Source organism: Pseudomonas rustica, assembly GCF_049959085.1.
Classification (GTDB): domain Bacteria; phylum Pseudomonadota; class Gammaproteobacteria; order Pseudomonadales; family Pseudomonadaceae; genus Aquipseudomonas; species Aquipseudomonas rustica.
Genome location: NZ_CP188200.1, coordinates 222,244 through 236,031 on the forward strand (window position 1 = coordinate 222,244; position 13,788 = coordinate 236,031).

Here is a 13,788-nt window from a genome sequence, read left to right on the forward strand (position 1 = left end):
GACACAGCCTATGACCTTTAGAGCCCTGATTACCCTCGCCGAGGGCATCGATGATCTGCAAAGCGTGACCCTCATCGACGTGCTACGCCGTGCCGGCATTGAAGTCGTCGCGGCCAGCATCGAAGGCCGGCGCATGCTCACCTGCGCCCGCGGCACCCGCCTGACCGCCGACGGTATGCTCGTCGATGTGCTGGCGCAAACCTTCGACCTGATCGCTTTACCCGGCGGCGCCGTCGGTGCCCAACACCTCGCTGCACACCAACCTCTGCAACAAATACTTAAGGATCAATCCAGCGCCGGACGCCTGTTCGCCGCCATCGCCGAATCCCCGGCCGTCGCCCTGCAAGCTGCTGGCGTGCTGCGCCAACGCCGTATGACCTGTCTGCCCAGCGCCAGTCATCAACTGTCGGGCTGTACGTTTGTTGATCAACCGGTAGTGGTCGACGGCAACTGCATCACCGCGCAAGGTTCTGGCGCGGTGCTGGAGTTTGCCTTGGCGCTGGTTGAACAACTGGGGGGCAAGGCGCTCAGGGCGAAAGTGGCGGGGGAGTTGTTGGTCTGAGTCGATCAGGCGTGTGCAGCGATCGGTTGAATTGGCGGTTGCTCGCGATGTTCTGCTTGCCACAGATCGTAATCAGTTTGAACACCCAGCCAAACGCGAGCCTTACCAATGCCCGCACGCTCCAGGCGTACAGCCAGGTCCGGGCTGATCGGCGCATGACCGTGCAATACACGCGAAAGATGTGGGCGCGCAAAACCCAGATGCCGTGCCAGTTCGGTAACACTGATGCCCAAATCGGGCAGAACATCCATCAACAGTGTTTCGCCGGGGTGTGGCGGGTTGTGCATGGGCATGAGCCTGCCTCCTGTCAGTGGTAGTCCAGATAATCGACCAATTCGATATCCGAGCCGACAAAACGAAAGATCACTCGCCAGTTGCCTGAAACGCTCAGCGACCAGTATTCGTTCAGCTCACCTTTCAATGAATGCAAACGCCATCCCGGAAGATCCAGATCCCCGGGAAGCGTAGCGCGATCCATGAACTGCAGCATGCGCGATAGCCGTTTTGCGTGGTCGGCACGAATCCCGCGAGTCGAACCTGTTTCATAGAAGCCGCGAAGGCCTTTGTGCTGAAAGGATTTGATCATGGGGCGAGTGTAAGGCGATACATTACACTCAGTGCGGTATCTATGTACCGCACATTTTCATCTGATGTGTGTTTGGCCTGCCGATTTTGCCGATGAACTCAAACCTTCGTCTCTTCCACCGGCACATGCATCCGGTCCCGATTCGCCAGCGTCGGAAACAACTTGATCCACGTCCCCGTCACCACCAGCGTGCCGATCCCGCCCATGACCACGGCAGGCACGGTGCCGAACCAGTGGGCGGTGACGCCGGATTCGAATTCGCCCAGCTGATTGGAAGCGCCGATGAACAGGCCGTTGACCGCGCTGACGCGGCCACGCATTTCGTCCGGGGTTTCCAGTTGCACGAAGGAGGCGCGGATAACCATGCTGATCATGTCTGCCGCGCCGAGTACCACCAGCACCGCCAGCGAGAACCAGAACGAGGTCGACAGGCCGAAGGCGATGGTCGCGACGCCGAAGATGCCGACCGCAGTGAACATCACTCGACCGACGTTACGTTCCACGGCAAATCGTGCGAGGAACAGTGACATCCCCAGCGCACCGACCGCTGGCGCCGAACGCAGCAGGCCCAGCCCCCACGGGCCGGTCAGCAGAATGTCCTTGGCGAACACCGGCAGCAGCGCCGTCGCACCGCCGAGCAGTACCGCAAACAGATCCAGCGAAATCGCCCCGAGAATATCCGGTCGGCTGCGAATGAAGCGGATCCCCGCCAGCAACGAATCCAGTGTGGCTTTGCCTTTATTCAACGGTGTTTGCCGCGCGGGCAGGTTGAGCATCAGCGTGCAGGCGATCACGTAGAGCAGCACGGTCGGGCCATACACCCAGACGCTGCCGAACGCGTAGAGCAAACCGCCAAGGGCCGGGGCGACGATGGTCGCTGACTGTTGCGCCGATTGCGCTGCCGCGACAGCTCGGGGGAACAGGGCGCTGGGCACGATGCTCGGCAGCAATGCCTGAGTGGTCGGCATCTCGAAGGAGCGCGCCGCACCGAGCAGGAAGGCGAGGATGAAGATCATCTCGCGGGTGACGTGATCGGTAGCGCTGCCGATGGCCAGCGCGAGGGCGATCATGGCCTGCAACGACTGGCAGATCGCTGCAACTTTGCGTCGGTCATAGCGGTCGGCGACATGCCCGGTGTGCAGCATGAACAGCACGCGCGGGGCGAATTCGACCAGACCGACCAAACCCAGGTCGAGGACGTTGCCGGTCAGTTGATACAGGTTCCAGCCAATCGCCACGGTGAGCATCTGAAAACCGCTGGCAGTGAAAATCCGCGCCATCCAGAACGCGAGAAAGGGACGATGGTGACGTAACAGCAACGGCTCTTGGCTGGGCATCTGAGGGCAGGTCTGGTTCGAGGGGAACCGCGAGGTTATCACCAGTCTGTAACAGGAAGTTGCTATGACAAAAAATTTAGTTAGCCAGACATCGATTTTTTTTGCGGTGCAGATTTGCTTGTGTGGCGAGGGGATTTAGCGAAACGTCGCACCGCCCCGATGGGCTGCGAAGCGGCCCCAAATCCATTCAGACATGCTTTTTCAGATAAACCGTGTTGCCGGGTTTGGCGACTGCTGCGCAGCCGGTCGGGGATAAATCCCCTCACCACAGAGGTTTGTGCAGGCCTGGGGATCTGTACTGTTTTCCTCCCTGCCAGCGTTCTGTGGATTTGTTGCAAAGTTTTGCCACGGTTATGAGGCAACTTGTCACGCGGCAAACGACCACGCGGGTCAACCGCAAAAATGGGACTACTCTTTCAACGTTGCTTGATCCAGATCAAGACCCCAAACGGAATTGATCAGACGGCCAGTTGGCCAGACTCCCTGCGTTGCGATGGTTTCAAAAAGAACGAATCCGAATTCGCCGCACTCCATATCCGTGGGGGCAGTAGTGCAAGGGGCCACAAGCCCCGCCGCCGGTATTACCTGACAGAGGAAGCCATATGTTCGGTTTAGAGGCACTAGATCTCGCCCGAATTCAATTCGCGTTCACCATCTCGTTCCACATCCTGTTCCCGGCCATCACCATCGGTCTGGCGAGTTACCTCGCCGTTCTCGAAGGCCTGTGGCTGAAAACCCATAACGACACGTACCGTGACCTCTACCATTTCTGGTCGAAGATCTTTGCCGTCAACTTCGGCATGGGCGTGGTCTCGGGGTTGGTCATGGCCTACCAGTTCGGCACCAACTGGAGCCGTTTCTCGGACTTCGCCGGTGCCGTCACCGGGCCGTTGCTGACCTATGAAGTGCTCACGGCATTCTTCCTTGAGGCCGGTTTCCTCGGGGTCATGCTGTTCGGCTGGAACAAGGTCGGGCGCGGATTGCACTTTTTCTCCACGGTGATGGTGGCCATCGGCACGCTGATTTCGACCTTCTGGATTCTCGCCTCCAACAGCTGGATGCAGACCCCGCAAGGCTTCGAGATCATCAACGGTCAGGTGATTCCGACCGATTGGTTTGCGATCATTTTCAACCCGTCGTTCCCGTACCGCTTGATGCACATGGCGACTGCGGCGTTTGTGGCCACAGCGTTTTTCGTCGGTTCCTCGGCGGCCTGGCATTTGCTGCGCGGCAAGGACAACCCGGCGATCCGCACCATGCTCTCGATGGCAATGTGGATGGCGCTGATCGTCGCGCCGATTCAAGCAGTCATCGGCGACTTCCACGGCCTCAACACCCTTAAACATCAGCCGGCGAAAATCGCCGCGATCGAAGGTCACTGGGAAAACAAGGGCGACGAAGCCACGCCGCTGATCCTGTTCGGCTGGCCGGACATGAAAGAAGAGCGCACTAAATTTGCCGTAGAGATCCCGTACCTCGGCAGCCTGATCCTCACGCACTCGCTGGACAAACAAGTGCCGGCGCTCAAGGAATTCCCACCGGAAGACCGGCCGAATTCGACCATCGTGTTCTGGTCGTTCCGGATCATGGTCGGCCTCGGTTTCCTGATGATCTTCACCGGTCTGTGGAGTCTGTGGCTGCGTAAACGCGACACGCTCTACACCTCGCGGCCGTTCCTGTACTTGGCGTTGTGGATGGGGCCGTCCGGTCTGATCGCGATTCTGGCGGGCTGGTTCACCACTGAAATCGGCCGTCAGCCGTGGGTGGTCTACGGGCTGATGCGCACGGCGGACGCGTCTTCCAACCACAGTTTCATGCAGATGAGCATCACGTTGATCATGTTTGTCGTGGTGTATTTCGCCCTGTTCGGTGCCGGTCTCGGCTACATGATGCGCCTGGTGCGCAAAGGGCCGAAGATCAGCGAAGGCACAGAGACGCCGGACGGTGGCCCTGGCAAAAAACGTACACCGGCGCGTCCGTTGTCCGCTGCCGACGATTCGTCCGATGCCGATCACGGCGACGACGTTCGCCTGACCAAGGAGATTTGACTCATGGGTATTGATCTTCCGCTGATCTGGGCCGTGATCATCATCTTCGGCATCATGATGTACGTGGTCATGGACGGCTTCGACCTGGGCATCGGGATTCTCTTCCCGTTCATCCCCGGCAAAGTCGACCGTGACGTAATGATGAACACCGTCGCCCCGGTCTGGGACGGCAATGAAACCTGGCTGGTACTGGGCGGCGCGGCGTTGTTTGGCGCGTTCCCGCTGGCGTATTCGGTGGTGTTGTCGGCGCTGTATCTGCCGCTGATCTTCATGCTGATCGGCCTGATCTTTCGCGGTGTGGCGTTCGAGTTCCGCTTCAAGGCCAAGGACGACAAGCGTCACTTGTGGGACAAGGCGTTCATCGGCGGTTCGGTGGCGGCGACGTTCTTTCAGGGCGTGGCGCTCGGTGCGTTCATTGACGGCTTGCCGGTGGTCAATCGGCAATACGCCGGAGGTTCACTCGACTGGCTGACACCGTTCACGCTGTTCTGCGGCGCTGCATTGGTCGTCGCCTATGCCTTGCTTGGCTGCACCTGGCTGATCATGAAGACCGAAGGCAAGCTGCAAGAGCAGATGCACAATCTGGCGCGGCCACTGGCATTCGTGCTGCTGGCGGTGATCGGTGTCGTCAGCCTGTGGACACCGCTGGCCCACCCGGAAATCGCCACGCGCTGGTTCAGCATGCCGAATCTGGTCTGGTTCATGCCGGTGCCGATTCTGGTATTGGTCACCCTGTACGGGTTGATTCGTGCAGTGGCGCGTAACGCCCACTACACGCCGTTTCTGCTGACGCTGGTGCTGATCTTCCTCGGCTACAGCGGTTTGGGCATCAGCCTGTGGCCGAACATTGTGCCGCCGTCGATCTCGATCTGGGACGCCGCATCGCCGCCGCAGAGTCAGGGCTTCATGCTGGTGGGGACGCTGTTCATCATCCCGTTCATTCTGGGTTACACCTTCTGGAGCTACTACGTGTTCCGCGGCAAGGTCACCCACGAAGACGGCTACCACTAAGCGAAACCCTGTGGAAGCGAGCCTGCTCGCGATGGCGTCGGCAACGGCGCCATTGATCTAACTGAGGATCGAAACAATGCCCGGCAAACATTCCCTGCACGACATTGAACAAGCCGAAAAAAAACCGCTGTGGCAGCGGCTCGGCTGGCTGGCCCTGATCTGGGCCGGCAGTGTTGGCGTGTTGTTCATCGCCGCCAGCCTGATGCGCATGTTCATGAACGCGGCAGGCCTGACGACGCACTGAATCTGAATCATCCCCGTCCCGGCGCCTTCGGGTACGGTTTGTAACCCTCCTCACGGAGGGTTTTTTTTGCCCTGAAGATTATTTTCGGGCTTTGAGAATCACGAACTTCGGCGTCGCCGCGACTTGCTCGACACCCCGGAACAGCCGCGCCAGTTTGCTGTGATAACCCAAGTGTCGGTTGCCGACGATGTACAACGCGCCGCCCACCACCAGTGCCTCACGCGCCTGCTGAAACATGCGCCAGGCGAGAAAATCGCCGACGACTTGCTGCTGATGGAATGGCGGATTGCACAGCACCACGTCCAGTGATTGCGGCTCTTGCCCAGCCAGACCGTCGCCAGCGCGAACAATCACTTCACGATCACCCAGCGCCGCGCGCCAGTTTTCAGCGGCCGATTGCACCGCCATGAACGATTCATCAACCAGCGTGTACTGCGCGTCAGGGTTGTGCAGCGCACTGGCAATCGCCAACACGCCGTTGCCACATCCGAGGTCGGCGACGCGTGCGCTGCCAAGGTTTTTCGGCAGATGCGGCAGGAAGGCGCGAGTGCCGATGTCCAGGCCTTCACGGCAGAACACGTTGGCGTGGTTGAGCAGTTCGATGGCCGGTTCGTCGAGGCTGTAACGGCTCGGGTAGGGCGAAATAGCCGGGGCTTTCGCTTCCGGCGTGGCGATCAACAGTCGCGCCTTTTTCACGGCGAGCGATGCTTGCACCGGGCCGATGTAGCGCTCCAGCAGATCACCGGCAGCGCGTGGCAAATGTTTGACCATCGCCGCTGCGATGACTTCGGCGCCGGGAGCGAGTTGCCCTTGCAGGCGAATCAATTGTTCTTCGAGCAGCGCGAGGGTTTTCGGTACGCGGATCAACACGCGATCGAAAGGCCCAACCAAAGCCTCACTCGCCGGAATCGGCCGAATGGCATCGAAGGCTTGACCGTTGCGCAGCAAATTCTTTTCCAGTCCCTGAAAGCCTAGAAACGAGTCGCCGCTGCTGCTCACTTCAACCTTGCCCAGCAAACTGGCTGCTAACGCGCCGAAGCTGTCATTGAGCACCAGCACCCGCGTGCTCGCCGCAGGCTGTTGCGCGGCCAGATGATTGAGCAAGTATTCGTCGGCGGCATCGAAGGCTTGTAGCGGTTCGTTCTGCTGTTCGGGCTGGCGAATCAAGTCGAGTTGGGCGAACGGTGTATCGAGCAAAGGCATGGGGCGGGGACTCAGGGTAATCGAGGGATGTCCCGCAGCTCTGGCATTGTGCGGCGGAACCGACCGAGTGGACTGCAACGCGGGTGGATGGCGTTAACACTCAGGAAGGCCACAAATGGTACGTTTTTTTCTATTCAATTACCCGCACGTTTTCTGTTTGTGCGAGGCCGGCCGTTTAGATATACCCGGCCCGGGCGGCGGCAATGACCGCAGAGATCTTGTTGCACACCTTGAATTTCTCGATCAGGTGCTGGACGTGATAATTCACGGTTCGCTCGCTAAGGCTGAGAATCTTCGAGATTTCATACGCCGTTTTGCCTTGGGCGGACAATTGCACCACTTCCAGTTCGCGCGGCGACAAATGCGGTTGTCGGGCCAGCGCGGGCTTGGGCAACGATTGAGCGAACAAATCCGTCATGTGACTGGTGATGTAAAACAGGCAGCCAAAATGCTCGTAAAGCTCAATCGAATTGACCGGCCCATCGCTTCTGGCCAGGCTGAGGGTGCTACAGACACCAAACTCTTCGCGATGAAATGATTGCGACCAGCCGTGCCGCAGTCCTTCGTGTTGCAGGGCGCGCCAGCGCTTTGGGGCTTTGTCGTAGGCAGTCTTGCTCCATACGAAGGGCAACATTGAACCGTGGCAGTGCGTGGTGACGGGATCAATCTCATCGCTCGGCTCCTGTTCATGGCGTTGTTTCCAGTCGTCGGAAAAGTTATTGATCTCCAGCGTATTAAAGTGCGCCTCACGATAAGTAGAGGCCACGTTGATCGCGCAAAAATCGAAGCCGATGTTTTCCGCGAAGCTCAGCAGAATCGGGTAAGCGCTATCTATGTTTTTTGCGAACGTCAGTTGCCTTAACTGCGACTCCTTCCACTTTTCCATTACAAACGCTCCGTGTACTTGTTACTTGAGGGTGCGTTGGATCCAATGCGCACGAAACCGAGTGTAGGACGTTTCCTACGTCGCGCTGCGATTTTTTTGCTCTTTGTGCTGATGCTTATTTGTATAAAACGTTATTAGTAAGTTGTTAATTTAATATGAAGGTCGACATGTTAGTTAACTTAATGTTCTATTCAGTTAATGTCGCTGTTAGTACAACTTGTTGTGGGTAAGGCAGTCGATGCGTAATACCACTACAAATTGGCGGTTTTAACGTACGGCGCTTTGCGAGAGACTACGAACATCGTCGAATGGAGCGCCACATGACCGCCAGCGCAGAAAAATTCACCCGCCAGACTCTGCTTGATGTGCAGCCGCTGACCGCGAATCTGTTCACCTTGCGTACCACTCGTGATGCAGGCTTCAGGTTTCGTGCAGGGCAATTTGCCAGACTCGGCGTCACCAAGGCTGACGGCAGTACGGTTTGGCGTGCTTATTCGATGGTGTCCTCACCGTTTGACGAATTTCTCGAATTCTTCTCGATCGTGGTGCCCGGCGGCGAATTCACCAGTGAACTGAGCCGGCTTGAAGCGGGCGATACCTTGCTGGTCGACCGTCAGGCCTTTGGTTATCTGACGCTGGATCGTTTTGTCGACGGTCGCGACCTCTGGCTGTTATCCACAGGCACCGGCGTGGCGCCGTTCTTGTCGATCCTGCAGGACTTCGAAGTCTGGGAGAAATTCGAGCGGATCATTCTGGTCTACAGCGTGCGCGAGGCCCGCGAACTGGCGTATCGACAGTTGATTGCGGAATTGGCGCAGCGTGACTATCTGGCCGAGCATGCCCACAAGCTGCAATTTATCCCCACCGTGACCCGTGAATCTCATCCCGGCGCACTGAATGGGCGTATCACGACGCTGATCGAAAACGGTGAGCTGGAGCGGGCGGCGGGCGTTGAGCTGACGGCTGAGCATTCGCGCGTCATGTTGTGCGGCAATCCGCAGATGATCGACGACACCCGCGCGTTGCTCAAACAGCGGCACATGAGCCTGAGCCTGACGCGCAGGCCTGGTCAGGTTGCGGTGGAAAACTACTGGTAAAAAAACGGCGCCCCGAAGGCGCCGTTTTTTGTTCCAGCAGGATTACTCCGGCCGGCTGTTCTGCGCCTTGAGCAGGTCGCGGATCTCGCCCAGCAGTTCCTCTTCTTTGGTCGGAACCGGTGGCAGCGTTGGGGCCACAGCCTCTTCACGCTTCAGGCGGTTGATGGCTTTAACACCCATGAAGATCGCGAAAGCGACGATGATGAAATCCAGAACGGTCTGCAGGAATTTGCCGTAGGCAAGCACCACCGCAGGGGCGGCGCCATCAGCGGCTTTAAGCGTGACGGCTAAATCACTGAAGTCCACGCCTCCGATCAGCAGGCCGATCGGCGGCATGATCACGTCACCGACAAATGACGAGACAATCTTGCCGAAAGCGGCGCCGATGATGATACCGACGGCCATGTCGACCACATTGCCTTTGACCGCGAAGGCCTTGAACTCACTTAGCACGCCCATAGGTTATTTCCTTGTTACAGATGAGATTGGTGTACGCAGTGTAAATCAGCAAAACGCGTCCTGCGCGAAACACCTTCTTACAATGCACATTTTTTATCGACACGCTCTTTGCCGAATAGTTTGAAAAGTGCCATTGAATTGCCCTCGAAACTTGTACGTGCAAGTGCAAAGTCCACAACTTCTGTACAGGTTTAATATTGATACAGTCACAGGCGAGCGAAGTGCCTTGGTCAAGGACAATGCCGATGTATGCGTTATCATCGCGGTTTTTGCCCCGGGGGTTCTGATGGCCAAGGCCAAGCGCATGTACGGCTGCACCGAGTGCGGCGCAACCTTTCCCAAGTGGGCCGGGCAGTGTGGCGAATGCGGTGCCTGGAACACCCTCACCGAAACCATGATCGAAAGCGGCGGTGCCACGGCGCCAAGCGGTCGCACCGGTTGGACCGGCCAGCAGGCGCAGATCAAAACCCTGGCCGAAGTCAGCGTCGAAGAGATTCCGCGTTTTTCCACGGCATCCAGTGAACTGGATCGCGTGCTCGGCGGCGGTCTGGTCGACGGCTCGGTGGTGTTGATCGGCGGCGATCCGGGCATCGGCAAATCGACGATTCTGTTGCAGACCTTGTGCAACCTCGCCAAGAGCATGCCGGCGCTGTACGTCACCGGCGAAGAATCCCAGCAGCAGGTGGCCATGCGAGCGCGGCGTCTCGGCTTGCCGCAGGATCAACTGCGGGTGATGACCGAAACCTGCATCGAAACCATCATCGCCACCGCCCGCCAGGAAAAGCCCAAGGTGATGGTGATCGATTCGATCCAGACGATCTTCACCGAACAACTGCAATCGGCGCCCGGTGGCGTGTCCCAGGTGCGTGAGAGTGCAGCACTGCTGGTGCGTTATGCCAAGCAGAGCGGCACGGCGATTTTCCTTGTCGGCCACGTCACCAAGGAAGGCGCGCTGGCCGGCCCGCGTGTTCTCGAACACATGGTCGACACCGTGCTGTATTTCGAAGGTGAGTCCGATGGTCGTTTGCGTTTGCTGCGCGCGGTGAAAAACCGTTTCGGTGCCGTCAACGAACTGGGCGTGTTCGGCATGACGGACAAGGGTTTAAAAGAAGTCTCCAACCCTTCGGCGATTTTTCTCACGCGGGCGCAGGAAGAAGTCCCGGGCAGTGTGGTGATGGCGACGTGGGAAGGCACCCGGCCGATGCTGGTGGAAGTGCAGGCGCTGGTCGATGACAGTCATCTGGCCAACCCGCGACGGGTAACGTTGGGGCTGGATCAGAACCGCTTGGCGATGTTGTTGGCCGTGTTGCATCGCCATGGCGGGATTCCGACGCACGATCAGGACGTGTTTCTCAACGTGGTCGGCGGGGTGAAGGTGCTGGAGACTGCATCTGACTTGGCGTTGATGGCGGCGGTGATGTCGAGTTTGCGCAATCGGCCGTTGCCGCATGATTTGTTGGTGTTTGGAGAGGTTGGGTTGTCTGGCGAAGTGCGTCCTGTACCCAGTGGCCAGGAGCGCCTGAAGGAAGCCGCGAAGCATGGCTTCAAACGCGCGATCGTGCCCAAAGGCAATGCGCCAAAAGAGTCCCCGCCGGGTTTGCAGATCATCGCCGTAACGCGCCTCGAACAGGCCCTCGACGCTCTCTTCGAATAACCAGAGATCCCCTGTAGGAGCTGCCGGAGGCTGCGATCTTTTGATTTTGGTTTTCAAGATCAAAAGATCGCAGCCTCCGGCAGCTCCTACAGGGGCAACCATCAGATCTCGATCAACGCACCCAGCTCGCGCTCCAGCTCCTGCGGATCGGCCAGGTTCAGCTCGATCAAGCGCCGCAACCGCTGGATCGACTCCAGACTGATATGCCGGCAAACAAACCCCAACTGGCCGTTCTCTTCGTGCGCCAACTGCACGTCCATCTCGATATCAATCTCATCGCTCAGATGAATGTCGACGAAGAAATCCTTCTCGGCATCCCCCAGCCAAGGCTCCGGCCGCTCGATCAGCAAGCCTTTAAGCGACAGGTCTATCAGCTTGACCGGCCAGATGTACTCGCCCTGACTCAGCTCGGTTCTGGCATCGAACGCAATACGTTTGAAGCGACGACGATTGGCTGGGTGCTCGCTCATGGCGCAATCCTCCGGAAGTTCGCTGACTATAGACCCGCATTGTCTAAGCGTACCAGCGCAGACGGGCCACTCAGACCAACGTCGGGGTATGGCCTTTGGCGCCGTAAGCGCTAAACTCGGGGTGGCTGTCTTTCTTGTCCACCCTGGCTGGAATAATAAAATGAAAAATAATAATAGCCTGCTACGCCACTTACCCTGGCTATTGCTGGCAATCGTAGGAGCGTGCGCCCTGGGCGTAGTGGCATTGCGCCGAGGCGAGGCGATCAATGCCTTGTGGATTGTGGTCGCCGCTGTGGCCATTTATCTGGTTGCGTACCGTTACTACAGTCTGTTCATCGCAAACAATGTGATGCAACTTGACCCGCGTCGGGCCACCCCCGCCGTGCTCAACAATGATGGTCTGGACTACGTGCCGACCAACAAACACATTCTTTTCGGTCACCACTTCGCGGCCATCGCTGGCGCGGGGCCGCTGGTTGGTCCGGTATTGGCGGCGCAGATGGGTTATCTGCCCGGCACGCTGTGGCTGATTGCCGGTGTGGTGCTGGCGGGTGCGGTGCAGGACTTTATGGTTCTGTTCATGTCGACCCGTCGCAACGGCCGTTCCCTGGGCGACATGGTGCGTGAAGAAATGGGCCGGATTCCCGGCACCATCGCACTGTTCGGCTGCTTCCTGATCATGATCATCATCCTCGCGGTGCTGGCGCTGATCGTGGTGAAAGCACTGGCCGAGAGTCCGTGGGGCATCTTCACCGTAATGGCGACCATCCCGATCGCGATGTTCATGGGCATTTATATGCGCTACATCCGCCCGGGCCGCATCGGCGAAATCTCCGTGGTCGGCGTGTTGCTGCTGCTCGGTTCGATCTGGCTGGGCGGGCAGATTGCTGCTGATCCGGTATGGGCCAAGGCCTTCACCTTCACCGGCGTGCAGATTACCTGGATGCTGGTCGGTTACGGTTTCGTCGCAGCATCGCTGCCGGTGTGGCTGATTCTGGCACCGCGTGACTACCTTTCTACGTTCCTCAAAATCGGCACCATCATCGCCTTGGCGATCGGCATTCTGGTGACCATGCCCGAGCTGAAAATGCCGGCGCTGACCCAGTTCGTCGACGGCACCGGTCCGGTGTGGAAGGGCGGTCTGTTCCCGTTCCTGTTCATCACCATCGCTTGCGGTGCGGTATCGGGCTTCCACGCACTGATTTCTTCGGGCACCACGCCGAAGCTGCTGGATAACGAAACCAACGCCCGATACATCGGTTACGGCGGCATGCTGATGGAATCGTTCGTCGCGATCATGGCCATGGTTGCCGCTTCGGTGATCGAACCTGGCGTGTACTTCGCCATGAACAGCCCGGCCGCTGTGGTCGGCAGTGATGTCGCTTCGGTTGCGCAAGTGGTCTCCAGCTGGGGCTTTGCGATCACGCCGGAAGCGCTGCAAGCCGTGGCGCATGACATTGGCGAAACCACCATTCTGGCCCGTGCCGGTGGTGCGCCGACCCTGGCGGTCGGTATCGCGCAGATCCTGCACAGTGTCCTGCCGGGTGAAAACACCATGGCGTTCTGGTACCACTTCGCGATCCTGTTTGAAGCGCTGTTTATCCTGACCGCTGTCGACGCCGGTACTCGTGCCGGACGTTTCATGCTGCAGGATTTGCTCGGCTCCTTCGTGCCAGCGCTGAAACGTACCGAATCGTGGACGGCCAACCTGATCGCCACCGCCGGTTGTGTGGCGATGTGGGGCTGGTTGCTGTATCAGGGCGTGGTCGATCCACTGGGCGGCATCAACACCTTGTGGCCACTGTTCGGTATCTCCAACCAGATGCTGGCCGGTATCGCGCTGATGCTCGGCACCGTGGTTCTGATCAAAATGAAGCGTCAGCGCTACATTTGGGTCACCTTGCTGCCAGCCACCTGGTTGTTGATCTGCACCACGACGGCGGGCTTCATCAAGCTGTTCGATGCCAACCCGGCAATCGGCTTCCTGTCGCTGGCCAAGAAGTACAGCGACGCGCTGGCCAGTGGTCAGATTCTGGCCCCGGCGAAAAGCGTCGAGCAGATGCAGCACGTGATCTTCAACGCTTATACCAACGCAACGCTCACCGCGCTGTTCCTGTTCGTGGTCTTCAGCATCCTGTTCTATGCGCTCAAAGTCGGCATCGCCGCCTGGGGCAAAAAAGAGCGTACGGATAAAGAATCGCCATTCCAGGCTCTGCCGGATGCGTAACCAG

14 protein-coding genes are annotated in these 13,788 nt (G+C 58.6%); 7 read left to right on the plus strand and 7 right to left on the minus strand.

Annotated elements, in window-relative coordinates:
* The first annotated feature begins 10 nt into the window (after positions 1-10).
* Positions 11-562: a DJ-1 family glyoxalase III gene (locus ACP3TY_RS01095; RefSeq protein ID WP_159813606.1), complete on the plus strand. Its 552-nt coding sequence runs from the start codon at positions 11-13 to the stop codon at positions 560-562.
* 5 nt (positions 563-567) lie between these two features.
* Here ACP3TY_RS01095 and ACP3TY_RS01100 read toward each other — a convergent pair whose 3' ends face one another.
* The 3 genes from ACP3TY_RS01100 to ACP3TY_RS01110 form a co-directional block, all read right to left on the minus strand.
* Entirely contained in the window at positions 568-855 is a 288-nt protein-coding gene (locus ACP3TY_RS01100) for a HigA family addiction module antitoxin (protein ID WP_212545787.1), read from the minus strand.
* 14 nt (positions 856-869) lie between these two features.
* Positions 870-1,148 carry a type II toxin-antitoxin system RelE/ParE family toxin gene (locus tag ACP3TY_RS01105; RefSeq protein WP_401242705.1) on the minus strand — a complete coding sequence of 93 codons (279 nt, stop codon included), beginning with the start codon at positions 1,146-1,148 and terminating at the stop codon, positions 870-872.
* 98 nt (positions 1,149-1,246) lie between these two features.
* Positions 1,247-2,485 carry an MFS transporter gene (locus tag ACP3TY_RS01110; RefSeq protein WP_212545788.1) on the minus strand — a complete coding sequence of 413 codons (1,239 nt, stop codon included), beginning with the start codon at positions 2,483-2,485 and terminating at the stop codon, positions 1,247-1,249.
* Between the two features lie 602 nt (positions 2,486-3,087).
* On the opposite strand from ACP3TY_RS01110, the gene ACP3TY_RS01115 reads away from it, so the two are divergent.
* The 3 genes from ACP3TY_RS01115 (at position 3,088) to ACP3TY_RS01125 (ending at position 5,788) form a co-directional block, all read left to right on the plus strand.
* Positions 3,088-4,533, plus strand: coding sequence for a cytochrome ubiquinol oxidase subunit I (locus ACP3TY_RS01115; protein ID WP_159813600.1), 1,446 nt, complete (start codon positions 3,088-3,090; stop codon positions 4,531-4,533).
* Between the two features lie 3 nt (positions 4,534-4,536).
* Positions 4,537-5,544: a cytochrome d ubiquinol oxidase subunit II gene (gene cydB / locus ACP3TY_RS01120; protein WP_053124037.1), complete on the plus strand. Its 1,008-nt coding sequence runs from the start codon at positions 4,537-4,539 to the stop codon at positions 5,542-5,544.
* A gap of 76 nt (positions 5,545-5,620) precedes the next feature.
* Positions 5,621-5,788, plus strand: a complete 168-nt coding sequence (locus ACP3TY_RS01125; RefSeq protein WP_082341490.1) for a DUF2474 domain-containing protein — start codon at positions 5,621-5,623, stop codon at positions 5,786-5,788.
* A 78-nt stretch (positions 5,789-5,866) separates the two neighbouring features.
* Here ACP3TY_RS01125 and ACP3TY_RS01130 read toward each other — a convergent pair whose 3' ends face one another.
* Positions 5,867-6,991 carry a methyltransferase gene (locus ACP3TY_RS01130; RefSeq protein WP_426619098.1) on the minus strand — a complete coding sequence of 375 codons (1,125 nt, stop codon included), beginning with the start codon at positions 6,989-6,991 and terminating at the stop codon, positions 5,867-5,869.
* Between the two features lie 175 nt (positions 6,992-7,166).
* Positions 7,167-7,877, minus strand: coding sequence for a LuxR family transcriptional regulator (locus ACP3TY_RS01135; protein ID WP_053124034.1), 711 nt, complete (start codon positions 7,875-7,877; stop codon positions 7,167-7,169).
* 320 nt (positions 7,878-8,197) lie between these two features.
* On the opposite strand from ACP3TY_RS01135, the gene ACP3TY_RS01140 reads away from it, so the two are divergent.
* On the plus strand, positions 8,198-8,974 hold the full coding sequence (locus ACP3TY_RS01140) for a ferredoxin--NADP reductase (protein ID WP_400647269.1): 777 nt from the start codon (positions 8,198-8,200) through the stop codon (positions 8,972-8,974).
* A gap of 42 nt (positions 8,975-9,016) precedes the next feature.
* Here the strand turns inward: ACP3TY_RS01140 and mscL are convergent, their stop codons facing one another.
* Positions 9,017-9,433, minus strand: a complete 417-nt coding sequence (gene mscL / locus ACP3TY_RS01145; RefSeq protein ID WP_053124026.1) for a large-conductance mechanosensitive channel protein MscL — start codon at positions 9,431-9,433, stop codon at positions 9,017-9,019.
* Between the two features lie 286 nt (positions 9,434-9,719).
* Between mscL and radA the strand changes: the two genes are divergently transcribed.
* Positions 9,720-11,087: a DNA repair protein RadA gene (gene radA / locus ACP3TY_RS01150; RefSeq protein WP_008084632.1), complete on the plus strand. Its 1,368-nt coding sequence runs from the start codon at positions 9,720-9,722 to the stop codon at positions 11,085-11,087.
* A 101-nt stretch (positions 11,088-11,188) separates the two neighbouring features.
* Here radA and ACP3TY_RS01155 read toward each other — a convergent pair whose 3' ends face one another.
* The gene (locus ACP3TY_RS01155; protein ID WP_053124024.1) at positions 11,189-11,557 is read right to left on the minus strand and encodes a PilZ domain-containing protein; all 369 of its coding nucleotides are present in this window, start codon (positions 11,555-11,557) and stop codon (positions 11,189-11,191) included.
* 160 nt (positions 11,558-11,717) lie between these two features.
* On the opposite strand from ACP3TY_RS01155, the gene ACP3TY_RS01160 reads away from it, so the two are divergent.
* A complete protein-coding gene (locus ACP3TY_RS01160) occupies positions 11,718-13,784 on the plus strand; it encodes a carbon starvation CstA family protein (RefSeq protein ID WP_212550814.1) in 2,067 nt (688 codons plus the stop codon).
* Positions 13,785-13,788 lie beyond the last annotated feature (4 nt).

Coding starts and splice junctions, on each gene's coding strand:
- ACP3TY_RS01115 (WP_159813600.1), top strand. CDS start 3,088: ATGTTCGGTTTAGAGGCACTAGATCTCGCCCGAATTCAATTCGCGTTC.
- cydB (WP_053124037.1), top strand. CDS start 4,537: ATGGGTATTGATCTTCCGCTGATCTGGGCCGTGATCATCATCTTCGGC.
- ACP3TY_RS01160 (WP_212550814.1), top strand. CDS start 11,718: ATGAAAAATAATAATAGCCTGCTACGCCACTTACCCTGGCTATTGCTG.
- ACP3TY_RS01100 (WP_212545787.1), bottom strand. CDS start 855: ATGCCCATGCACAACCCGCCACACCCCGGCGAAACACTGTTGATGGAT.
- mscL (WP_053124026.1), bottom strand. CDS start 9,433: ATGGGCGTGCTAAGTGAGTTCAAGGCCTTCGCGGTCAAAGGCAATGTG.
- ACP3TY_RS01155 (WP_053124024.1), bottom strand. CDS start 11,557: ATGAGCGAGCACCCAGCCAATCGTCGTCGCTTCAAACGTATTGCGTTC.
- ACP3TY_RS01135 (WP_053124034.1), bottom strand. CDS start 7,877: ATGGAAAAGTGGAAGGAGTCGCAGTTAAGGCAACTGACGTTCGCAAAA.
- radA (WP_008084632.1), top strand. CDS start 9,720: ATGGCCAAGGCCAAGCGCATGTACGGCTGCACCGAGTGCGGCGCAACC.
- ACP3TY_RS01125 (WP_082341490.1), top strand. CDS start 5,621: ATGCCCGGCAAACATTCCCTGCACGACATTGAACAAGCCGAAAAAAAA.
- ACP3TY_RS01105 (WP_401242705.1), bottom strand. CDS start 1,148: ATGATCAAATCCTTTCAGCACAAAGGCCTTCGCGGCTTCTATGAAACA.
- ACP3TY_RS01130 (WP_426619098.1), bottom strand. CDS start 6,991: ATGCCTTTGCTCGATACACCGTTCGCCCAACTCGACTTGATTCGCCAG.
- ACP3TY_RS01110 (WP_212545788.1), bottom strand. CDS start 2,485: ATGCCCAGCCAAGAGCCGTTGCTGTTACGTCACCATCGTCCCTTTCTC.
- ACP3TY_RS01095 (WP_159813606.1), top strand. CDS start 11: ATGACCTTTAGAGCCCTGATTACCCTCGCCGAGGGCATCGATGATCTG.
- ACP3TY_RS01140 (WP_400647269.1), top strand. CDS start 8,198: ATGACCGCCAGCGCAGAAAAATTCACCCGCCAGACTCTGCTTGATGTG.